Here is a 19,919-nt window from a genome sequence, read left to right as displayed (position 1 = left end):
CCGCACCCTCACGACGCCGGGACCATCGCGGCGTACTCCCCCACCTCTGCGCCCGGCAGCTGCGCCACCGACGCGCCCGGAAGGATGAGCTTCGAACGCCGCAGCCCGCTGCCGAGGATCACCCAATCCTGCTCAACCACGCGGGAATCGACCAGCACCGGCCAGGAGGACGGCACGCCGACCGGAGTGATCCCGCCGTACTCCATGCCGGTCTCCCCCACCGCTCGCTCCTGCGGCGCGAACGACACCTTGCGTACGTCGAGCCGCTTGCGCACGGCCTTGTTGACGTCGACGCGACGGTCGGCCAGCGCAACACAGGCCGCCAGCCGCTCGTCCTCACCGCGGCGACCGAGCACGACGACGCAGTTGGCCGAGGCGGTCTCGGGCAGGGCGTGGGCGGCCGTCAGCGCCGCGGTGTCGGCGAGGTCGGGATCGATCGCGCAGACGTACGCCGATGCGGCAAGCGCGTCGTGGACGGACAGCAGGTCACGCACGGGTGGCGCGAGCAGCTCGGGTTGCTCGCGGAACGGCTGGAGGTCCAGCGTCCCGAGTGTCGGTGCGGTCACTCGACGCCCTCGCTGATGCGCAGGTCGCGGACAGCTCCGTCGCCCAGGGCCACCATCGCGGCCTGGTACTGCTCGCTCTCGTAGCAGCCCACCGCCGCCTCGACCGACGGGAAGACGATGATCACCTGGCGCTCGAGCAGCCCGGACTCGTAGACCTTCGCCGGGGTGCCGCGGACCAGGAAGCGGCCACCGGCGGCCGCGATCGCGGGCGTCGCCAGCTCGGCGTACGCCGCCACCTTGGCGGGGTCGCGCATTTCCATGACGGTGTTGACCCAGTAGGCACTCATGGGCACAGCCTGCCGCACGGTGCATTCGGCGGTGACCCGCCGGGTATCCCTCGGACACAGGGCGTCCGGACCCGCCGGACCTGGGAGGAGCGTCATGATCACCAACATCGTGAACCGCGTGCTGGGCAAGGGCGGCCGCCGCGGCGCGGGCATGGGCATGGGCATGGGCAAGACTGCTGGCACGGGCGGCTCCGGGGCCACCGGCGCAGGCACGGGTGGCAGCACGCGCGATGCCGCGATCGGCAGGGGCGTCCGCTCCCTGCTGCGCCGCGTGCGCTGAGCCTCGACGACAGGCGACCGCCCCGCCGGTGCTCCTGGCGAGGGCGGTCGCCGCTGCCGCGCCCCGCCCGCCGCAGGGTCGTGCGTGGTTGCTCCCCCGCGCCAACGGGTAGCCAGGACCGAGGACCTCTCACCCCACCCGACCCCCCAGCCCTGGAGGAGAACGCATGGCGCCGGAGCGCATCGCGGGCCGCTACGACGTCGTCCGCGAGGTCGGTCGCGGCGCCTCCGGTGCGGTCTACCTGTGCGAGGACACCACCCTCGGCCGACAGGTCGCGATCAAACGGGTCGGCGGCCTGCCCGGTGAGTCGACCCCTCACCTGGCACGGGCACTGCGCGAGGCGCGCTCATCCGCCGCGCTGCACCACCCGAACGTGGTCGCGATCTACGACGCCATCGAGGAGGGCGGCCACGTCTGGCTCGTGATGGAGTACGTGCCGTCGCGCACCCTGCACCAGCTCGCGAGCAACGGTCCCCTCGAGCCGACCCGCGTCGCGGCGATCGGCGCCCAGGTCGCCGAAGCGCTCGCCGCCGCTCACGATCGCGGGACCATCCACCGCGACGTTAAGCCCGGCAACATCCTCGTCACCGACGACGACACCGCCAAGATCTCCGACTTCGGCATCGCCCGCACCGCCGGCGACGACCAGCTCACCCAGACCGGCATGGTCTCCGGCACGCCGCTGTATTTCTCCCCCGCTCTCGCCCGCGGCGCCGAGCCTGCGCCCGCCGACGACGTGTGGGCACTCGGCGCCTCGCTCTTCGCGGCGGTCGAGGGCCGGGCTCCCTGGCCGAGCATGGCGAACTCGCTCGCCATGCTCGTGCACATCGCCGACAACCCACCGCCGACCCCGCAACGTGCCGGCCCGCTCGGTCCGGTCATCAGCCGGATGATGGACGTCGACCCGCAAACGCGGCCCACCATGGCCGAAGCCGCCCAGGCGCTGCGCGCGGTGGCGGACGACCGGGGCGACGACGCACCGACGGCGGTGCTGGCGGCTCCGGGCGCCACGGCTGCGACCGCTCCGGTGACGCCTGTTCCCCCGACGGCGCCCCCCACTCCGCTTGCCGACGAGCCGGCGACGACCACCCCGCCCCCGGAGGATCCCGGGCGTCGCCGACGCCTCATCGCACTCCTCGTCGCGGCCGCGGTGCTCGCCATCGCCTTGACCACCGCCGTCCTGATCGGGCTCGGCGACGACGACGGCACCGACACCGCGCGCACCCCTGACGAGGACCGCTCCGCTCCCCCGTCCGCCGAGCCGACGGGGGGCTCCGACCGGACACCCGACGACGGTGCCGCCGAACCCGATCCCGAGGAGCCGCCCGCGGATGCCACCGACGACGCGGTCGAGGAGCCGAGCCCCGACTCCTCGACCCCGACCGACCCCGAGGCGGGCGGCAACGCCGGCCAGGTGGTCCAGGACTACTACGCCCTGCTGCCCGGCGACACCCGCGCCGCGTGGGACGTCCTCGGCGAGGCGATGCGCAGCTCGGTGGGCAGCTACGAGGACTACGCGGCGTTCTGGGCCACCATCGACGCGGTGCGCGTCGACGGCGTCGAGGAGACCGGCGACGGGACGGTTCGTGTCGACCTGACCTACACGAGCGGTGGCGGCACCGAGAGCGAGACCCGCGAGATCACCGTCGACGACGGCCTCATCGTCGCCGACGGCGTGGTCTGAGCGACGGCCCTCAGGGCAGGTCGACCCCGGTGAGCTCGGCCGAGAGCTCCCACAGACGGCGAGCGGTCTCGGTGTCCTGTGCGGCCGCCGAGCGCCCGACGAGCGTCGGGCTCCCCCGCACCTCACCGATCCCCTGGGGTCCGACGTAAGAGTCGCCGGGCACGTCCATCGTGGCGGCGTACAGCGTCGGCAGCGCGCCGTCGCTGGACGACTGGGCCACCACGGCGTTGCTGATCGACGACAGCACGTTCATCACCGGGTTGCCCGTCTGCGTCTGCAGCGCGGTGTTGCTGTAGCCGGGGTGGGCCGCCACGGCGCGCACCGGTGAGCCACGCTCGGCGAGGCGGCGCTGCAGCTCGCTGGTGAAGAGCAGGTTGGCGAGCTTCGACTGTCCGTACGCCGGCCACGCCTGGTAGCGACGGCGCTCCCAGTTGAGGTCGTCCAGCGCGATGCTTCCCTGCCGGTGCAGCGTGGAGGAGACGGTCACGACCCGCTCGGTGATCCGCGGCATCAGCAGGCAGGTCAGCGCGAAGTGGCCCAGGTGGTTGGTGCCGATCTGCATCTCGAAGCCGTCCGCGGTGCGGCCCTCGGGCACCGCCATGATGCCGGCGTTGTTGACCAGGACGTCGACCTCGCCGTCGAGGTCGTCCACGAAAGCGCGGACCGACGACAGGTCCGACAGGTCGAGGCGGCGTACGTCGGTCTCCCCCGGCATCGTCGCGGCGGCACGCGCTCCCTTGTCGGTGTCGCGGACGGCGAGTACCACCTTGGCGCCCGCTCCGGCGAGGGCCCGCGCGGTCGCGATGCCGAGACCACTGGAGGCGCCGGTGACGACGAACCGGCGGCCGGCCTGGGAGGGCAGGTCGGTGAGGGACCAGCCACCGGTCCCGAGCAGCTTCTTGGCGAGGTTCATGTCCCCATCCTGCCCGCGGGAGCCCGCACCCATGAGGACCCCGCCCGGTTGTGGCTACGCGCCCGGCTCCTGCAGGCCTCGTCCGGCACGTAGGTTGAGCAGCATGCCGACCGACAGCTGGAGCACCCTCGACCCCGACGACGAGGGCGTCAACGGCTACCGCTGGTTGAACTCCGTCGTCGTGCCCCGGCCGATCGCCTGGATCTCGACGCTGTCGGCCGACGGCGTGCCGAACCTGGCACCGCACTCGTTCTTCACCGTCGCGTGCGCGAACCCGGCGATGATCGCGTTCGCCTCCGTCACCCGCAAGGACACGCTGAGCAACATCGAGGCGACCGGCGAGCTGGTGGTCAACCTCGCCTCCGAGCCCGACCTCGCGGCGATCAACGCGACCTCGGCGCGCTTCCCCGCCGACGTCGACGAGGCGGCGGCGCTCGACATCGCCATGACCCCCAGCGTCCGCGTCGCACCCCAGCGGGTCGCCTCCGCACCGGTGGCACTCGAGTGCCGGTTGCACTCGACCCAGGAGCTGGGCGACACCACGCTCGTCGTCGCCCGGGTCGTCCTCATCGGCGCCCGCGACGACACCCTCGGCCCCCACGGCTATCCCCTGATCGAACGCCTGCGTCCCCTCAGCCGACTCGGTGGCGACGAGTGGGGCCTGCCCCCCTCGGTCGTCGCCATCACCCGCCCCCAACGCCCGGAGGACATCACCCGATGAGCACGTCCACGCCCACGTCCACCCGCGAGATCCACCTGGCCTCCCGCCCCCAGGGAGTGCCGACCCCCGACAACTTCCGGATGGTGGAGGCACCGCTGCCCGCGGAGCTCGGCGAGGGCGAGGTCCTCGTCCGCAACGTCGTGATGTCGGTCGACCCCTACATGCGCGGCCGCATGAACGACGCCCGCTCCTATGTCGAGCCCTACGCCCTCGACGCGCCGCTGGAGGGCGGGGCTGTCGGTGAGGTCCTCGCCAGCGCCGACCCGCGCGTCTCACCCGGCGATCACGTCGTGCACGGCCTGGGCTGGCGCGAGCACGCCGTGCTCGCGCCGCGGTCGTTCCGGCCGGTCGGCACCGAGCGCGCGCCGGCCTCGGCGTACCTCGGGGTCCTGGGCATGCCGGGCCTCACGGCGTACGTCGGCCTCACCCGTATCGCCCGTCTGCAGGAGGGCGAGCGGGTCTATGTCTCGGGCGCCGCCGGCGCGGTGGGCAGCCTCGTCGGCCAGATCGCGCGTAACCTCGGCGCGGCGCAGGTCGTCGGGTCGGCCGGGTCCGAGGAGAAGGTCGCGCTGCTCACCGACCAGCTCGGGTTCGACCACGGCTTCAACTACAAGGACGGCTCGCTCAGCCACCAGCTGCGCGACGCCTTCGGCGACGGCATCGACGTCTACTTCGACAACGTCGGCGGCTCCCACCTCGAGGCCGCGCTGACCCACATGCGCGACTTCGGCCGCCTGGCGCTGTGCGGAGCGATCTCGCAGTACGACCTGACCTCGCCGGAGCCCGGCCCGCGCAACCTCTTCCTCGCGGTGCAGCGCCGCCTCGAGCTGCGCGGGTTCATCGTCACCGACCACCCCGACGCCAACAAGGAGTACCTCGAGCGTGCCACCGCGTGGCTTGCCGAGGGGCGCCTGCACACGCCGGAGACCTTCGTCGACGGCCTCGACAACGCGATCGACGCCTTCCTCGGGCTGGGCCGCGGCGACAACATCGGGAAGATGCTCGTCCGCTTGGGCTGAGGGGCTATATCGGCGCGGTGGACCGGTCGACCGCCTCGACCAGCTGGAGCACGATCGCACCGACGAGGAGACCGGCCACGAGGTCGGCGAACCAGTGCCAGTTGAGGGTCAGCGAGACCACCACCATGACCGTCGACAGCACGGCGACGCCGGCCCACAGCAGCGCGTCGCGCCCGCGCCGCGGGCCGAGGTAGCGCGCGAGCAGGTAGGGCACCAGGCCGTAGACGAAGAGCACGTTGGCGCCGTGACCGGACGGGTAGGCCATGCCCCCGGTGAAGAACGACGGGTCCGCGGTGAGCGGGAAGGACCGGCCGAAGGCCAGCTTGAGCACGAGCACGACCAGGTTGAGCGCCACCACGCCCCCGGCCGCGACCAGCACGGGCCGCCACGTCCCGGCCCGGCGCGCGACGTACACCGCGACCACCGCGAGGATCGGCAGGCAGACGGCCCGCTGGCCGATGCGGTCCAGGACCGTGAGCAGGGGGCGCCACCGGCCGGGGGCGGGGTCGAGGTTGAAGTAGACGTCGATCCGGGTCATCGGTCCCATGGCGAGGAGCGTGAACGCCACCAGCACCAGCGTGAGGAACCCGGCCAACGCGTAGCCGGAGCTGACCTCGGTGCTCCACTCGTCGCTCGCCACCCGTTGGCCCCAGCGTTGGCCCCGGCGTGGGCGCAGCGCGGTACGCCCGCTCGTTCGCACGGTCCTCCTAGACTGAGTCGATGCTGCCACGTCGTCCCGGTCCCTCGGTGAGGGTGCGCGTGGTGGAGATCCAGACTGCCACCTCGCCCACGCGACGACGTACCCGCGAGGACCGGGTGGTCACCGAGGAGCCCCTGGAGATCCGGCTCACGTGGCCCGGAGCACCGGCGCGCCGCGTCGGCGTCACGATGCGGACCCCCGGGCACGACTTCGAGCTCGCCGTGGGCTTCCTGTACGCCGAGGGCGTCCTCACCCCCGAGCACCTGGCGTCGGTCGCCTACTGCACCGACGCCGACCTGTCGCCGGAGGAGGAGTTCAACGTCGTCACCGTCGCGTTGAACGCCCCACCGCTGCGCGAGCCCGCGCCCCGGTACGCCGGCCCGACCGCCGGGGCGGCGGCCTGCGGGGTGTGCGGCAAGGACTCCGTCAGCGACGCGCTCGGCGTGCACTTGCGCGCGGAGCCCACCCACCCGTCGTTGCGCATCGACGCGACACTGCTCGGTAGCCTGCCCGACCGGCTCCGCGACGGGCAGCGCGTGTTCGGTCGCACAGGCGGCCTCCACGGCGCCGGGCTGTTCACCGCCGAGGGCGAGCCGGCGGTGATCCGCGAGGACGTCGGGCGTCACAACGCCGTCGACAAGGTCGTGGGCGCCCGCCTGCTGGGAGCTGCGGAGACCGGCCTTCCCGTGCTGGTCGTGAGCGGGCGGATCGGGTTCGAGCTCGCCCAGAAGGCGGCCGCCGCCGGGGTCGGCGTCCTCGCCGGGGTGGGGGCGCCCAGCAGCCTCGCGCTCGAGCTCGCCGAGCGTGCCGGGCTGACCGTCGTGGGATTCCTGCGCGAGCAGCGTGGCGTGGTCTACACCGTCCCGGAGCGGGTCACCAGCGCGTCCTGACCGGTCTTGTCGGTACCGGCTCCTAGGGTCGCAGCATGCGGTTGCTCCACACCTCCGACTGGCACCTCGGCCGGTCGTTCCATCAGCAGGGCCTGCTCGACGCGCAGGCCGCCTTCGTCGACCACCTGGTCGCGACGGTGCGCGAGGAGCAGATCGACGCCGTGCTCGTCGCCGGTGACATCTTCGATCGCGCGCTTCCGCCCGTCGACGCCGTCGAGCTCGCCAGCGAGGCGTTCGCCCGGCTCGCCGCGACCGGTGCCCGCCTGGTGGTCACCAGCGGCAACCACGACTCCCCCGCACGCCTGGGCGCCAACGCCGCGCTCGCCGATGCCGCCGGCGTCCACTTCCGCACCCGCTGGCAGGACGTCGGCGCCCCCGTCCTGCTCGAGGACGCCCACGGCCCGGTCGCGGTCCACGGTCTGCCCTACCTCGAGCCCGATGCCGTCCGGGCGGCGTGGGACCTCCCCGCCCGGAGTCATGAAGCGGCGCTGGGTGCGGCGATGCAGCGCGTGCGCAGTGACCTCGCCGCGCGCTCCGGCACCCGCAGCATCGTCCTCGCCCACGCCTTCGTCGCACGCGTCGAAGATCGGCCCGAGGAGCTGTCTAGCGACAGCGAGCGCGACCTGTCGGTCGGTGGGGTCCAGGTGGCGCCCGCGGCGCTGTTCGACGACATCGACTACGTCGCCCTCGGCCACCTGCACTCCCCCCACGTGCTCGGCGACCACCTGCGCTACTCCGGCGCCCCGCTGGCCTACTCGTTCTCCGAGACCAGCCAGGTGAAGGGGTCCTGGATCGTCGACCTCGGCGCGCCGGGCACGCCTGCGCGGACCGCGTTCCTCCCGGCGCCCGTGCCGCGTGCCCTGGTCACGCTGCGCGGACGACTCGAGGAGCTCCTCACCGACGCGACCCTGACCGTCCACGAGGATTCCTGGGTCCAGGCGATCCTCACCGACCCGCTGCGTCCCGACCACGCCATGCAGCGGCTGCGGGCCCGCTTCCCGCACGCGGTCGTCCTCGACTTCCAGCCCGAGGGGCGTCGGCCCCGTGCTGGGCTCGTGACCCCACGCGTGACCGGCCGCAGCGACCTCGACATCGCCCTCGGGTTCGTGCAGGAGGTCCGCGACCTCGAGGCCACCACCGAGGAGGAGCTGTTGCTCCAGCTCGCCTGCGACTCCTGCCGCATCGCCGACGACGCCGACCCGATCCCCGGCGCCGGCGCCGACCGGGTGGCCGGCTGATGCGACTGCACCATCTCGGCGTCCAGGCGTTCGGTCCGTTCGGTGGCCACGAGGAGGTCGACTTCGACGCGCTCCACGACGCCGGACTGTTCCTGCTCTCCGGCCCCACGGGTGCAGGCAAGACCAGCCTGCTCGACGCGGTGTGCTTCGCCCTCTACGGCCAGGTGCCCGGGGTGCGCGATGAGCGCACGCTGCGCTCACAGCACGCCAAGCCCGGCCTCGCCCCGGTCGTCGAGCTCGAGCTGACCGTCCGGGGGCGCCGCCTACGGTTGCGGCGTACGGCGGAGTGGGAGCGGCCGAAGCGCCGGGGCGAGGGGACGACCGTCGAGCGCGCCTCGGTCTCCCTGACCGAGCTGCGCGGCAGCGAGGAGCATCATGTGTCCTCGCGCGCCCAGGAGGTCGGTCACGAGATCGGGCTGCTGCTCGGGATGACCGCGAGCCAGTTCCAGCAGGTGGCGATGCTCCCGCAGGGTCGGTTCCAGCAGTTCCTCCTCGCCGACAGCGAGGAGCGTCAGACCGTGCTGACCAAGCTCTTCGGCACCCAGCGCTTCGGCGCGATCGAGGAGTGGATCGCCGACCACAGTCGCGTCGTCGCGCGCCGGGCTGCACAGCTGCGGGCCGAGGCCGAGGTGCGGCTGCACAGCCTCGCCGACCGCGCCGGCGTCGCCCCACCCGCGACCCCCACGTCAGCGCTGACGGCGGAGACGGCGCAGACGTGGCGGGACTGGGCGAGCGACGTGTGTGCAGGGCTGCGCGACGGACACACCCGTTCGACCGCCGACGTCGACCAGGCACGCGCGCGTCTCGCAGACACCCGCCGTGGGCGCGAGGAGGCTGACACGTGGGCCTCGTGGTGGTCGCGACGCGAGGCCGCCGCCACCCGTGCGCGGGAGGCCGCTGCCGGCCAGGACGCGCTCGAGGAAGCACACCGGCAGCTGGCCGCCCACGCCGCTGCTCGGGCGCTGCGTCCCCTGCTGGATGACCACGCCCTCACGTCCACCGAGCTCGTCGCTGCGCTCACCGCGGCCCAGACGCCGGCCTCGGAGCTGGCGTCGCAGCTGGCCGCAGCCGAGGCGGAGTGCGAGGCCCTCACCTCGCGCCTCTCGGTGCTCGACGCAGCCGTGCCCGTCGCGGCCGAGATCGAGTCCACGGAGGAGCAGGCAGCTGAGGCCGCCAGCGTCCTGATCGACCTGCGCGCAGAGCTCGCCGACGTCGAGGAGCAGTGTGCGGAGCTCCCGGCGCTGATCGCCGACGCCGAGCGCGCGGTGCGCGAGGCCGAGGGGGCCGTGGCCGAGGCGCCCCGGTTGGCCGAGGGGGTCGCCGCCGCGGAGCGAGCCGCGGCCGCGGCCCGCGCCGTGCCCGAGCTGCACGCCGCCCACGAGGCTGCGGGCGAGCGCGTACGCCGCGCGCAGGAAACCGACCTGGCCGCGCTGGACCACCTGCGGGCCGTCGTCGAGGCCCGCCTGCGCGGCATGGCCGCAGAGCTCGCCTCCGCGCTCACCGACGACGCTCCCTGCGCTGTGTGCGGGAGCACCACCCACCCCGAGCCGGCGCAACCGGCCCCCGACGGACACGTGGGCGCAGACGACCACGAGGCTGCCGAGGAGGCCCGCGAGCGCACCAGTGCCGCGCTGGGCCACGCTCGCGAGGCGTACGACGAGACCGCGGCCGCTCTCACCGCTGCCCGTCTCGCTGCGGGGGGCATCTCGCCCGAGGGCGCTGACGAGGCGCTGGAGGGCCTACGCCGCGAGCTCGCGTCCGTCGAGGCGATCCGGGCGTCGCTGCCGCAGCTGCGGGCCGAGGCGGAGCGCATCACGACCCGACTCACGACGACCCGCACCCGCCGCAGCGAGCTCATCGCGCAGGTCGAGCAACACCGCGCCGTCGCCGCACGCGCCGCCGCCGAGGCCGCCGAGGCGCGCTCCCGGCTCGGCAGCCTGCTGCAGGGCGATACGGGCAGGGACCCGGACGGCAGCCTTCTCGACCTGGCCGGCGCGCTGCGTGCCGAGCAGCAGCGGGTCGGCGGCGTGCTCGGTCGCACCCGCACGCGCATCGATGCCCTGCGCTCGGCACAGGCGGCGGTCACGGCCCACGAGCGCACGGCCGCGCTCCTCGCCGATCCGCTCGCCGAGGCCGGCTTCGCCGATGCGGATGCGGCGCGAGCGGCGCTGCTGACGGATGACCAGGCCCGCGACCTCCGGGCACGGGTGCAGGCGGTCGAGGACATGGCCGCCGAGGCCGCGGCCGTCCTGCGCGAGCCACCCCCCGACGAGCTCACGTCGCCCGACCCCGGTGACGCGGCGACGGCGGCCCTCCGGCTCGCCGAGGCACGCAGCACCGTCCTCGCGGCGGAGGAGGCCGCCCAGCAGGCGGAGCGCGTCCACGCGACCGCCGCCGACCGGTGGCAGGCCGCCCAGCAGCTGGCCGCACGGCTCGACGACGCGATCACCGACTGGCTGCCCGCCGCGGCTGAGCACCAGCACGCAGATGGGCTCACCCGTCTCGTGCGTGGCACGAGCGCCGACAACCGCCTCCAGATGCGCCTGTCGGCCTACGTGCTTGCCACCCGCCTCGACCAGGTCGTCGACGCGGCCAACGTCCGGCTGGCGCGGATGCGTGATCGGCGGTTCCTGCTTCGTCGCACCGACCGTGCCGCATCGCGTCGTACGCGCGCCGGCCTGGATCTGGAGGTCCTCGACCAGTGGACCGGCGTCGCCCGGGCGCCCTCGTCGCTGTCGGGTGGGGAGACCTTCGTCGTCTCCCTCACCTTGGCGCTCGGCCTGGCCGACGTCATCGCCCAGGAGACCGGCGGGGTCGAGCTGGAGACGCTCTTCATCGACGAGGGCTTCGGCATGCTCGACGCCGACACCCTCGACGATGTCCTCGACCGCCTCGACGAGCTGCGCGCGGGTGGCCGCAGCGTCGGCGTGGTCAGCCACGTCAGCGAGATGCGGGCCCGGATCCCCGTCCAGGTCCGGGTCGAGAAGACCCGCTCCGGCTCCCGGGTAATGTCGCCGCATGACCTCGACCGGTCCCGAACGCCCTCTTGATCCCACGTTCACCGCGCTCCCCTACCGGCGCCTGGCCGATGCCGCGCTCAACCGGGCCCGCGACTTCGGTGCGACCCACGCGGACTTCCGCTTCGAGCGCCTGCGCTACCAGGACCTCACCGTCCGCGACGGTGCCCTCGAGGGCGCCAGCGACCGCGAGGTGCTGGGCTACGCGGTGCGCGTCATCCACCAGGGTGCCTGGGGGTTCGCCTCCGGTGTGACGCTGACCGAGGGGGGTGCGGTCGCGGTCGCCGAGACCGCGTTGGCGGTCGCCCAGGTCGCCACCGCGATGACGCGCGAGCCGGTGCAGCTGGCGCACGAGCCCGTCTACGACGACGTTACGTGGGTCTCGGCGTACGAGGTGAACCCGCTCGATGTCCCCCTGGCAGACAAGGTCGCGCTGCTGACCGAGTGGACCGGTGACCTGCTCGGCCGCGGACCCGTCCAGCACTCCACCGGCCTGCTCCACCAGGTGCAGGAGAACAAGTTCTATGCCGACCTCCACGGCACCATCACGACCCAGCAGCGCGTGCGGATCGAGCCGGAGTTCGAGGTCCACGGCACCGGCCCGGCCGGCTTCGACGCGATGCGTACGATCGCTCCACCCGTCGGTCGCGGCTGGGAGTACCTCACCGGCGACCTGCGCGACTGGCGCGCCGAGCTCGAGGAGCTGCCCACCCTCCTCGAGGAGAAGCTCGCCGCCCCCAGTGTCGAGGCCGGTCGCTACGACCTCGTCATCCACCCGTCCAACCTGTGGCTGACCATCCACGAGTCGATCGGGCACGCCACCGAGCTCGACCGCGCGCTCGGCTACGAGGCCAACTACGCCGGCACCTCCTTCGCGACGCCCGACCAGCTCGGCACGCTGCAGTACGGCACGCCGGTCATGAACGTCACCGGTGACCGCACCGTGCCCCACGGCCTGTCCACGGTCGGCTTCGACGACGAGGGCGTTGCGGGGCAGCAGTGGGACATCGTCAAGGACGGTGTCCTGGTCGGCTACCAGCTCGACCGGTCGATGGCGGCGGCCAACGGCATCGAGCGTTCCAACGGGTGCGCCTACGCCGACTCCCCCGGCCACATCCCGATCCAGCGGATGGCCAACGTCAGCCTGCAGCCCGCACCCGACGGCCCCGACACCGAGGGACTGATCTCCCAGGTGGAGCGCGGCATCTATGTCGTCGGCGACAAGTCGTGGTCGATCGACATGCAGCGCTACAACTTCCAGTTCACCGGCCAGCGGTTCTACGCGATCAAGGACGGCAAGCTCGCAGGCATGCTGCGCGACGTCGCCTACCAGGCGACCACGACCGAGTTCTGGGGGTCGATGGAGGCCGTCGGTGGTCCGCAGACCTGGGAGCTCGGCGGTGCGTTCAACTGCGGCAAGGCCCAGCCCGGCCAGGTGGCCTCGGTGAGTCACGGCTGCCCGTCGGCGCTCTTCCGCGACGTCAACATCCTCAACACGACCGCCGAAGCCGGCAGCCAGGAGCAGTGATGGCGACCCTGACGCCCCAGACCCTCGTCGAGCAGGCGCTTGCGGCGACCCGCTCCGACGACGCCGTCGTGATCGTCTCCGACACCACGAGCGCCAACCTGCGGTGGGCCAACAACACGCTCACCACCAACGGCGTCATGCACGACGTCGAGGTCACGGTCATCGCCTTCCAGGGTGCGCGCTCCGCGTCGGTGAGCGGGAACGTGTCGACGCTCGACCAGCTCGAGCAGCTGGTGTCGTCCGCCGACGCGGCGGCCGCTGCGGCGACCCCGGCCAGCGACGCGGCCGAGCTGGCCGGTGACCGCGCCAGCGCCGACTGGGACGACGCACCCGAGCCCACCTCCATCGGCGTGTACGACGCCTTCGCTCCCGCTCTCGGCGACGCGTTCGGCCGGGCCCACTCCGAGGGCCGGATTCTCTACGGCTTCGTCGACCACGAGGTCACGACGACCTACCTCGGGTCCTCCACCGGCCTCCGCCTGCGCCACGTCCAGCCGACCGGCCACTACGGCTGCACCGGCAAGGACGCGGCACTGACCCAGAGCGCGTGGGTGGGCGGGGCGACGCGCGACTTCGCCGACGTCGACGCGCACGCACTCGACGCCGAGCTCGCCCGGCGTCTTGCCTGGTCGCAACGCTCGGTCGACCTCCCGGCCGGCCGCTACGACACGATCCTGCCGCCCACCGCGGTCGCGGACCTGATGATCTACGCCTACTGGCAGTCGTCGGCCCGCCTCGCGCACGACGGGCAGAGCGTCTACTCCAAGCCCGGCGGCGGCACCCGCATCGGGGAGCGCATCGCGAAGGAGTCGGTGCGGCTGCACTCCGACCCGGCGTACGCCGGGCTGGAGGCCGCGCCGTTCGTCATCGCGCCATCCTCGTCGCCGGCGAGCTCGGTCTTCGACAACGGGCTCGCGGTCGAGGCCACCGACTGGATCCGCGACGGCCGGCTGTCGTCGCTGCTGCAGACCCGGGCTTCCGCTGCGCTCACGGGCGCCCCAGCGACCTTCGCCGTCGACAACCTCGTCCTCGACGTCGACGGTGGCGCCGGGACCACCGAGGAGCTCGTCGCCGCCGTCGAGCGCGGACTGCTGCTGACCTGCTTGTGGTACATCCGCGAGGTCGACCCGCAGACGCTGCTGCTCACCGGGCTGACCCGTGACGGCGTCTACCTGGTCGAGAACGGCGAGATCACCGGTGCGGTCAACAACTTCCGGTTCAACGAGTCCCCGATCAGCCTGCTCGACAGGTTCGCGCAGGCATCGGCGACCGAGCTGAGCTTCTCGCGGGAGTGGGGCGACTACTTCTCGCGGACCGCGACCCCGGCGCTGCGCGTGCCCGACTTCAACATGTCCAGCGTCTCGCAGGCCCGCTGAGCCCGGCCAACCTCAGCAAGCCGGGTCAGCGACCGTACGGCGTACGCGTGTAGCGGAAGGTCGCGCACTCGAGGTGCTCGACCCGGCCGGTCGGGTCGCGGTGGGCCTGGAGCACCTCCCCGCGGTGGTAGCCCTCCACCCCGCGGACCGCTCCGTCCTCGGCGAGGACGAACGTGTCGGAGTGCACGCCGTTGGCCAGGGTCCGCAGCTCGAGGCGGTCGTTGCTCCAGCGCAGCTCGACGGCGGTCGTCCCCCAGAACCACAAGCCGGCCAGCTCCGCGACGAGCGGCGGCACGACGGTCGTGGGACGCCAGGGCTCACACGACCCGGCGGCCGGGTCCTCGCACAGCAGCCGCGGCAGGTCCGCGGTCGGCAGCCCGATCGTGGCGTTGGCCAGTGCCACCACCCCGTCACCGTTCGTCCGGTCGACGAAGCAGGAGGCGAGGAAGCCCGGCATCGACCCGGTGTGGCCGACCCAGGTCCGTCCGTCGACGTCGAGCAGCCGCACCCCCAGCCCGTACGCCGGCGCCGGCGGCTGGCGACGCGCCATCTCGGCGAGCGTCGTCTCGGCCAGCACGTCAGGATGCCCGAGGGACAGGAACCGCGCCCAGCGGGCGAGGTCGGCGATGGTGCTCCAGGCCTGGCCGGCCGGTGCCATCGCCCCGGTGGCGTGATGGGGCTCCTCGAGCGTCGTACCGAGGAAGTGGTCGACGCTGTAACCCTGGGCGTGCGGGGCGCACGCGTCATAGCTGGTGGTGTCCATCCCCAGCGGCGCGAGGACCTCGGCGGCGACGACCTCCCACCATCCGCGACCACGCACCTCCTCCAGCACCGCGCCGAGCAGGGCGTGGCCGAGGTTGGAGTAGTGGAACCACGAGCCGGGTGCGGTGACGGCGCCGGAGCCGTCGTTGGCGGCGAGCAGCCGGTCACGGTCGACGCCTGGCGAGCGCTCCCACCACGGCCCCACGGGCTCGCTCTGCAGCCCGCCGGTGTGGGCCAGGAGCTGACGCACCGTGACCTCGCCGTACGCCGCCGCGTCCAGGTGTCGGCGCAGCGGGTCGTCGAGGTCGAGCAGGCCCGCGTCGCGAAGGCGCAGGATCGCCACCGCCACCAGCGTCTTGGTGATCGAGCCGATCCGGTAGCGCGTCTGCTCGACCGGACCGACCAGGTCGCCGGCCCCACCGGACCACGCGAGCTCACCGTCGCGCAGCACCCCGAGGACGAGCGACGGCAGCCGGCCACCGGCCTGGAGCCGGTCGACCAGCGCCTGGGCGCGCTCACCCACCGCCGGGCGCGTCACTCGGCGAAGGCCTCGATCGGCGGGCACGAGCACTGGAGGTTGCGATCGCCGTAGGCCTGGTCGACCCGGCCGACCGGCGGCCAGTACTTGTCGGAGTCGGTCCCCAGCGGCAGTCCGCCACTCTGGCGCGCGTAGCCACGGTCCCACTCGCCGGTGACGACGGCAGAGGTGTGGGGCGCATGGCGCAGCGGGGACTCCTCGGCCGGCCACTCCCCCGCCTCGACCACGGCGATCTCCTGGCGGATCGCGATCATCGCCTCGCAGAACCGGTCGATCTCGGCGAGGTCCTCGGACTCCGTCGGCTCGACCATGAGCGTGCCGGAGACCGGGAAGCTCATCGTGGGTGCGTGGAAGCCGTAGTCGATCAGGCGCTTCGCCACGTCCTCCACGGTGACGCCGCTGCTCTTCGTCAGCGCCCGCAGGTCGAGGATGCACTCGTGGGCGACGAGTCCGCCGTGACCGCGGTAGAGCACCGGGTAGTGCTCCTCGAGCCGGTGGGCGATGTAGTTGGCCGCGAGCACGGCGACGGCGGTGGCGCGCGTCAGGCCCTCGCCGCCCATCATGCGGACGTAGGCCCACGAGATCGGCAGGATCCCCGCCGAGCCGTAGGGCGCCGCGCTGATCGGGCCGATCCCGACGCGTCGCTGCGGGTCGGGGTGCATGCCGTGGGTCGGGAGGTACGGCGCGAGGTGCGCTGCCACCGCGACCGGCCCGACCCCCGGTCCACCTCCCCCGTGGGGGACGCAGAAGGTCTTGTGCAGGTTGAGGTGGGAGACGTCGCCACCGAAGACCCCCGGCTGCGCGTGCCCGACCAGGGCGTTGAGGTTCGCCCCGTCGACGTACACCTGGCCGCCGTGGGCGTGCACGAGCTCGCACAGCTCGGAGATGCCGTCCTCGAAGGCACCGTGGGTGGAGGGGTAGGTGACCATGATCGCCGCGAGCCGGTCGGCGTGCTGCTCGCACTTGGCGCGCAGGTCGTCGAGGTCGACCGAGCCGTCGTCGGCCGCCCCGACGACGACCACCCGCATGCCCGCCATGACCGCGGACGCGGCGTTGGTGCCGTGGGCCGAGGACGGGATCAGGCACACGTCGCGCTCGGTGTCGCCGCGGTCGTGGTGGTAGGCGCGGATCGCCAGCAGGCCGGCGAGCTCGCCCTGCGATCCCGCGTTCGGCTGGATCGAGACGGCGGCGTAGCCCGTGACCTCGGCCAGCCATGACTCGAGCTGGCCGATCATCTCGTGGTAGCCGGCGGCGTCCTCGGCCGGCGCGAACGGGTGCAGGTCGGCAAAGCCGGGCAACCCGATCGGCTCCATCTCGGTCGTCGCGTTGAGCTTCATCGTGCACGACCCGAGCGGGATCATGCCGCGGTCGAGGGCGTAGTCGCGCCGGGCCAGCCGGGAGATGTAGCGCAGCATCGCGGTCTCGGAGTGGTGGCTACCGAAGACCGGGTGCTCGAGGAACCCCGACTCGCGCACCAGCGCGGCGGGCAGCGCGTCGCCGACCGTTCCGGACAGCGCGTCCCAGTCCGCCGCCGCGATCCCGAACGCCTCGCCGAGCCGGTCGAGGACGTCGACCGTCGTGGTCTCCGAGGTCGAGATCCCGACCCGGTCGGCGTCGACGAGCAGCAGGTGGATCCCCCGCTCACGGGCAGCGGCCACGACATCGGCGGCGCGACCGGGGGTGCGCACGACCAAGGTGTCGAAGAACGCGTCGTGCTCGAGCTCGAGTCCGGCGTCGCGGAGCCCGGCGGCGAGGGTGACCGCGAACCGGTGGGTGCGGCGCCCGATCCGGCGCAGACCGGCCGGGCCGTGGTAGACGGCGTACATCGAGGCGACGACGGCGAGCAGGACCTGGGCGGTGCAGATGTTGCTCGTGGCCTTGTCGCGACGGATGTGCTGCTCGCGGGTCTGGAGGGCGAGGCGGTACGCCGGGCGGCCCGTGCTGTCGACCGAGACCCCGACGAGACGTCCCGGCAGGTGCCGCTCGAGGCCTGCGGCCACGGCCATGAAGGCGGCGTGCGGCCCGCCGTAGAACAAGGGGACGCCGAAGCGCTGGGTCGAGCCGACGACGACGTCGGCGCCCCACGTGCCGGGCGCCTCCAGCACCGTCAGCGCGAGCAGGTCGGCAGCGACGACGGCGAGGCCGCCGCGCGCGTGCACCGCCTCGATTGCCGGTCGCGGGTCGAGCACGTGCCCGGAGGCACCGGGGTACTGCACGAGCACGCCACAGACGTCCTCGGGCAGGTCCTCGGCGACCAGTCCGTCGAGGTCCCGGACCTGGACCTCGATGCCCATCGCGGCGGCGCGGGTGCGGACGACCTCGATCGTCTGCGGCAGGGCGTCGGCGTCGACCACGAACGGTCCGGACTGCGCGCGCTTGGCGCGACGGACGAGCGTCATCGCCTCCGCCGCGGCAGTGCCCTCGTCGAGCAACGAGGCGTTGGCCGTCGGCAGGCCGACGAGGTCGCCGACCATCGTCTGGAAGTTCAGCAGCGCCTCGAGCCGCCCCTGGGAGATCTCCGGCTGGTACGGCGTATAGGCGGTGTACCAGGCCGGGTCCTCCAGCACGTTGCGCCGGATGACCGCCGGGGTGATCGTGCCGTGGTAGCCGAGTCCGATCATCGGCTCGGCGGGGCGGTTGCGGGCCGCGAGCGCGGCGAGCTCGGCCGCCGCCTGGCGCTCGGTCGCTGCCGCCGGCAGGCCGAGGGGGTCGGTCGAGCGGATCCGCGGCGGGACCGCGGCATCCATCAGCTCGGCGAGACCGGCGTACCCCAGCGCCTCGAGCATCGACGCGACCTGCGTCGCGTCAGGGCCGAGGTGCCGGTCGACGAAGGCGTCGGCGGCCGTCAGGTGGGTGAGCTGGGCGAGCGCGGACGGGTCGGACACGCGGTCGGACATGGGACTCCCGGGGAGCAGCGGCGGATGCGGACTGCCCTCCCCCTCTGTCGTCCGCCGCCCGTGCGGGCGTCAATCTCCAGAGTCGCCTCGACCACGCAGTCCTGGGCACCTGAGAGGTTCCGGGGAGGAATTGCCCCTTCGGTGCTCCGCACGCAGCGGAGTCTCTCCCGCGCGGGCTCGTCGGCACCGTCTACGGTAGCAGCGTCAGCCGGCCTGCTTGGCGCGGCGACGCGCGGCGAGCTCGTCGGCCGCCGATCCGCTCGACGGCTCCTCGGCGCGCTCGCTCGGCAGCTCGGCGAGAGTTCCCTCGATCTCGCGCCACACGCCGCCGATGGCGATGCCGAACACGCCCTGCCCACCCTGGAGCAGGTCGATGACCTCGTGGTCGCTGGTGCACTCATAGACCGTCGCGCCGTCGCTCATCAAGGTGACCTGGGTGAGGTCGTCGGTGCCGCGCTCGCGCAGGTGCTGGATCGCGGTGCGGATCTGCTGCAGGGAGATCCCCGCGTCCAGCAGGCGCTTGATGACCTTCAGCAGCAAGATGTCGCGGAAGGAGTAGAGCCGCTGGCTGCCGGAGCCGGCGGCACCGCGGATGGTGGGCTCGACGAGGCCGGTGCGGGCCCAGTAGTCGAGCTGGCGGTAGGTGATGCCGGCGGCGTTGCACGCCGTCGGACCGCGGTAGCCGCTGTCGCTCGGCAGCGGGGAGACGTCCTCGGTGAACAGCAGCCCCTGCTCCTCGGCCACGGCCGCCGCCTCGAGTTGCGCGTCGGTCTGCGAGTCGTGCTCGCGGCCGCCTGCATCGTTCACAGTGCCCACCTGGTCCTCCAGCTTTCGTTCGCTCAGCGTGACTCCGAGGGGGAAGTCGCCGGCCCTGGGTCAGAGCACAACGATGGAGTTACAGCGAAGACATCACTCACCGTAAGCCGCGCATGGACCGTGGTCAACGACCCGCACCCTCGCCACGCCGACGTGTCGCACCCTCAAGTTGAGGTTGAGAGTTGCTCGTCGTACCGCTTCGTCAGCCCTGCTCGAAGTCCTCGGGCGTCACGTGGTCGAGGAACTCGCGGAACTTCTCGACCTCGTCCTCCTGCTCGTCCGGCACTTCGAGGCCGGCCTCCTCGAGCACGTCGTCGGCGCAGACGATCCGCGCACCGGTGCGCAGCGCCAGCGCGATCGAGTCCGAGGGACGGGCGCTCACCTCGACTCCGGAGGCGAGCGCCAGCATGGCGTAGAAGACCCCGTCGCGCATCTCGGTGATCCGCACCTCGGTGAGCGCGTTGCCGGTCGCCTCGAGCAGGTCGCGCAGCAGGTCGTGGGTCAGCGGCCGCGGGGGGACGACGCCCTGCTGGGCGAACGCGATCGCCGTCGCCTCGACCGCACCGATCCAGATCGGCAGGTACCGGTCCCCCGCACTCTCGCGCAACAGCACGATCGGGTTGTTCGACGGCATCTCGACCCGGACTCCGATCACCTCTACCTCGCGCACGTCGTCCACCCTACTCG

At 72.9% G+C, this 19,919-nt stretch carries 17 protein-coding genes and 1 riboswitch; of the genes, 9 read left to right on the top strand and 8 right to left on the bottom strand.

Annotation, left to right across the window (positions count from 1 at the left end):
- Positions 1 to 8 precede the first annotated feature (8 nt).
- Together J2S59_RS13925 and J2S59_RS13920 are read right to left on the bottom strand one after the other, a co-directional pair.
- Positions 9 to 566: a YbaK/EbsC family protein gene (locus tag J2S59_RS13925; RefSeq protein WP_181642634.1), complete on the bottom strand. Its 558-nt coding sequence runs from the start codon at positions 564 to 566 to the stop codon at positions 9 to 11.
- Positions 563 to 853 (bottom strand): DUF1330 domain-containing protein, encoded by a 291-nt coding sequence (locus J2S59_RS13920; protein ID WP_068124890.1) that lies wholly within the window; start codon positions 851 to 853, stop codon positions 563 to 565. Before J2S59_RS13920 ends, J2S59_RS13925 begins: the two co-directional genes overlap by 4 nt.
- Positions 854 to 947: 94 nt before the next feature.
- On the opposite strand from J2S59_RS13920, the gene J2S59_RS13915 reads away from it, so the two are divergent.
- Together J2S59_RS13915 and J2S59_RS13910 are read left to right on the top strand one after the other, a co-directional pair.
- Positions 948 to 1,133 carry a hypothetical protein gene (locus J2S59_RS13915; RefSeq protein ID WP_068124888.1) on the top strand — a complete coding sequence of 62 codons (186 nt, stop codon included), beginning with the start codon at positions 948 to 950 and terminating at the stop codon, positions 1,131 to 1,133.
- A 166-nt stretch (positions 1,134 to 1,299) separates the two neighbouring features.
- Positions 1,300 to 2,817, top strand: coding sequence for a serine/threonine-protein kinase (locus J2S59_RS13910; RefSeq protein WP_068124886.1), 1,518 nt, complete (start codon positions 1,300 to 1,302; stop codon positions 2,815 to 2,817).
- Between the two features lie 10 nt (positions 2,818 to 2,827).
- On the opposite strand, the gene J2S59_RS13905 is transcribed toward J2S59_RS13910, so the two are convergent.
- Positions 2,828 to 3,730, bottom strand: a complete 903-nt coding sequence (locus J2S59_RS13905; protein WP_068124885.1) for an oxidoreductase — start codon at positions 3,728 to 3,730, stop codon at positions 2,828 to 2,830.
- Between the two features lie 103 nt (positions 3,731 to 3,833).
- Here J2S59_RS13905 and J2S59_RS13900 point away from each other — a divergent pair, with 103 nt between their 5' ends.
- Both J2S59_RS13900 and J2S59_RS13895 read left to right on the top strand, forming a co-directional pair.
- Positions 3,834 to 4,451 carry a flavin reductase family protein gene (locus J2S59_RS13900; protein ID WP_068124883.1) on the top strand — a complete coding sequence of 206 codons (618 nt, stop codon included), beginning with the start codon at positions 3,834 to 3,836 and terminating at the stop codon, positions 4,449 to 4,451.
- Entirely contained in the window at positions 4,448 to 5,470 is a 1,023-nt protein-coding gene (locus J2S59_RS13895) for an NADP-dependent oxidoreductase (protein WP_068124881.1), read from the top strand. The genes J2S59_RS13900 and J2S59_RS13895 overlap by 4 nt, the downstream gene beginning before the upstream one ends.
- 4 nt (positions 5,471 to 5,474) lie before the next feature.
- Here the strand turns inward: J2S59_RS13895 and J2S59_RS13890 are convergent, their stop codons facing one another.
- Entirely contained in the window at positions 5,475 to 6,170 is a 696-nt protein-coding gene (locus J2S59_RS13890; RefSeq protein ID WP_181642633.1) for a phosphatase PAP2 family protein, read from the bottom strand.
- Positions 6,171 to 6,190: 20 nt separating this feature from the next.
- Here J2S59_RS13890 and J2S59_RS13885 point away from each other — a divergent pair, with 20 nt between their 5' ends.
- Genes J2S59_RS13885 through J2S59_RS13865 form a run of 5 tightly spaced genes read left to right on the top strand, consistent with a single transcriptional unit; the run spans position 6,191 to position 14,219 of the window.
- Positions 6,191 to 7,060 (top strand): formate dehydrogenase accessory sulfurtransferase FdhD, encoded by an 870-nt coding sequence (locus J2S59_RS13885; RefSeq protein ID WP_068124878.1) that lies wholly within the window; start codon positions 6,191 to 6,193, stop codon positions 7,058 to 7,060.
- 35 nt (positions 7,061 to 7,095) lie between these two features.
- On the top strand, positions 7,096 to 8,298 hold the full coding sequence (locus J2S59_RS13880; RefSeq protein ID WP_068124876.1) for an exonuclease SbcCD subunit D: 1,203 nt from the start codon (positions 7,096 to 7,098) through the stop codon (positions 8,296 to 8,298).
- Positions 8,298 to 11,348 (top strand): AAA family ATPase, encoded by a 3,051-nt coding sequence (locus J2S59_RS13875; RefSeq protein WP_306825225.1) that lies wholly within the window; start codon positions 8,298 to 8,300, stop codon positions 11,346 to 11,348. The genes J2S59_RS13880 and J2S59_RS13875 overlap by 1 nt, the downstream gene beginning before the upstream one ends.
- On the top strand, positions 11,317 to 12,843 hold the full coding sequence (locus J2S59_RS13870; RefSeq protein WP_068121559.1) for a TldD/PmbA family protein: 1,527 nt from the start codon (positions 11,317 to 11,319) through the stop codon (positions 12,841 to 12,843). Before J2S59_RS13875 ends, J2S59_RS13870 begins: the two co-directional genes overlap by 32 nt.
- Positions 12,843 to 14,219 carry a TldD/PmbA family protein gene (locus J2S59_RS13865; RefSeq protein WP_068121556.1) on the top strand — a complete coding sequence of 459 codons (1,377 nt, stop codon included), beginning with the start codon at positions 12,843 to 12,845 and terminating at the stop codon, positions 14,217 to 14,219. The genes J2S59_RS13870 and J2S59_RS13865 overlap by 1 nt, the downstream gene beginning before the upstream one ends.
- 25 nt (positions 14,220 to 14,244) lie before the next feature.
- On the opposite strand, the gene J2S59_RS13860 is transcribed toward J2S59_RS13865, so the two are convergent.
- From J2S59_RS13860 to J2S59_RS13845, 4 genes are all read right to left on the bottom strand, one after another.
- Positions 14,245 to 15,519, bottom strand: coding sequence for a serine hydrolase domain-containing protein (locus J2S59_RS13860; protein ID WP_181642047.1), 1,275 nt, complete (start codon positions 15,517 to 15,519; stop codon positions 14,245 to 14,247).
- Entirely contained in the window at positions 15,516 to 18,416 is a 2,901-nt protein-coding gene (gene gcvP / locus J2S59_RS13855) for an aminomethyl-transferring glycine dehydrogenase (RefSeq protein ID WP_306825224.1), read from the bottom strand. Before gcvP ends, J2S59_RS13860 begins: the two co-directional genes overlap by 4 nt.
- Positions 18,417 to 18,502: 86 nt before the next feature.
- Positions 18,503 to 18,596: riboswitch (glycine riboswitch) on the bottom strand.
- A gap of 24 nt (positions 18,597 to 18,620) precedes the next feature.
- The gene (locus J2S59_RS13850; protein WP_246360458.1) at positions 18,621 to 19,160 is read right to left on the bottom strand and encodes a MerR family transcriptional regulator; all 540 of its coding nucleotides are present in this window, start codon (positions 19,158 to 19,160) and stop codon (positions 18,621 to 18,623) included.
- Positions 19,161 to 19,434: 274 nt separating this feature from the next.
- Positions 19,435 to 19,902, bottom strand: coding sequence for a bifunctional nuclease family protein (locus J2S59_RS13845; RefSeq protein WP_068122492.1), 468 nt, complete (start codon positions 19,900 to 19,902; stop codon positions 19,435 to 19,437).
- Positions 19,903 to 19,919: the final 17 nt, after the last annotated feature.

The organism is Nocardioides massiliensis (assembly GCF_030811215.1).
Lineage (GTDB): Bacteria > Actinomycetota > Actinomycetes > Propionibacteriales > Nocardioidaceae > Nocardioides_A > Nocardioides_A massiliensis.
This window is presented reverse-complemented; position numbering and strand designations above follow the sequence as displayed.

Excerpts from the sequence above, each read along its gene's own strand:
- J2S59_RS13920 (WP_068124890.1), bottom strand. The coding sequence starts at position 853 with ATGAGTGCCTACTGGGTCAACACCGTCATGGAAATGCGCGACCCCGCC.
- J2S59_RS13915 (WP_068124888.1), top strand. The coding sequence starts at position 948 with ATGATCACCAACATCGTGAACCGCGTGCTGGGCAAGGGCGGCCGCCGC.
- J2S59_RS13910 (WP_068124886.1), top strand. The coding sequence starts at position 1,300 with ATGGCGCCGGAGCGCATCGCGGGCCGCTACGACGTCGTCCGCGAGGTC.
- J2S59_RS13905 (WP_068124885.1), bottom strand. The coding sequence starts at position 3,730 with ATGAACCTCGCCAAGAAGCTGCTCGGGACCGGTGGCTGGTCCCTCACC.
- J2S59_RS13900 (WP_068124883.1), top strand. The coding sequence starts at position 3,834 with ATGCCGACCGACAGCTGGAGCACCCTCGACCCCGACGACGAGGGCGTC.
- J2S59_RS13895 (WP_068124881.1), top strand. The coding sequence starts at position 4,448 with ATGAGCACGTCCACGCCCACGTCCACCCGCGAGATCCACCTGGCCTCC.
- J2S59_RS13885 (WP_068124878.1), top strand. The coding sequence starts at position 6,191 with ATGCTGCCACGTCGTCCCGGTCCCTCGGTGAGGGTGCGCGTGGTGGAG.
- J2S59_RS13880 (WP_068124876.1), top strand. The coding sequence starts at position 7,096 with ATGCGGTTGCTCCACACCTCCGACTGGCACCTCGGCCGGTCGTTCCAT.
- J2S59_RS13875 (WP_306825225.1), top strand. The coding sequence starts at position 8,298 with ATGCGACTGCACCATCTCGGCGTCCAGGCGTTCGGTCCGTTCGGTGGC.
- J2S59_RS13870 (WP_068121559.1), top strand. The coding sequence starts at position 11,317 with ATGACCTCGACCGGTCCCGAACGCCCTCTTGATCCCACGTTCACCGCG.
- J2S59_RS13865 (WP_068121556.1), top strand. The coding sequence starts at position 12,843 with ATGGCGACCCTGACGCCCCAGACCCTCGTCGAGCAGGCGCTTGCGGCG.
- gcvP (WP_306825224.1), bottom strand. The coding sequence starts at position 18,416 with ATGTCCGACCGCGTGTCCGACCCGTCCGCGCTCGCCCAGCTCACCCAC.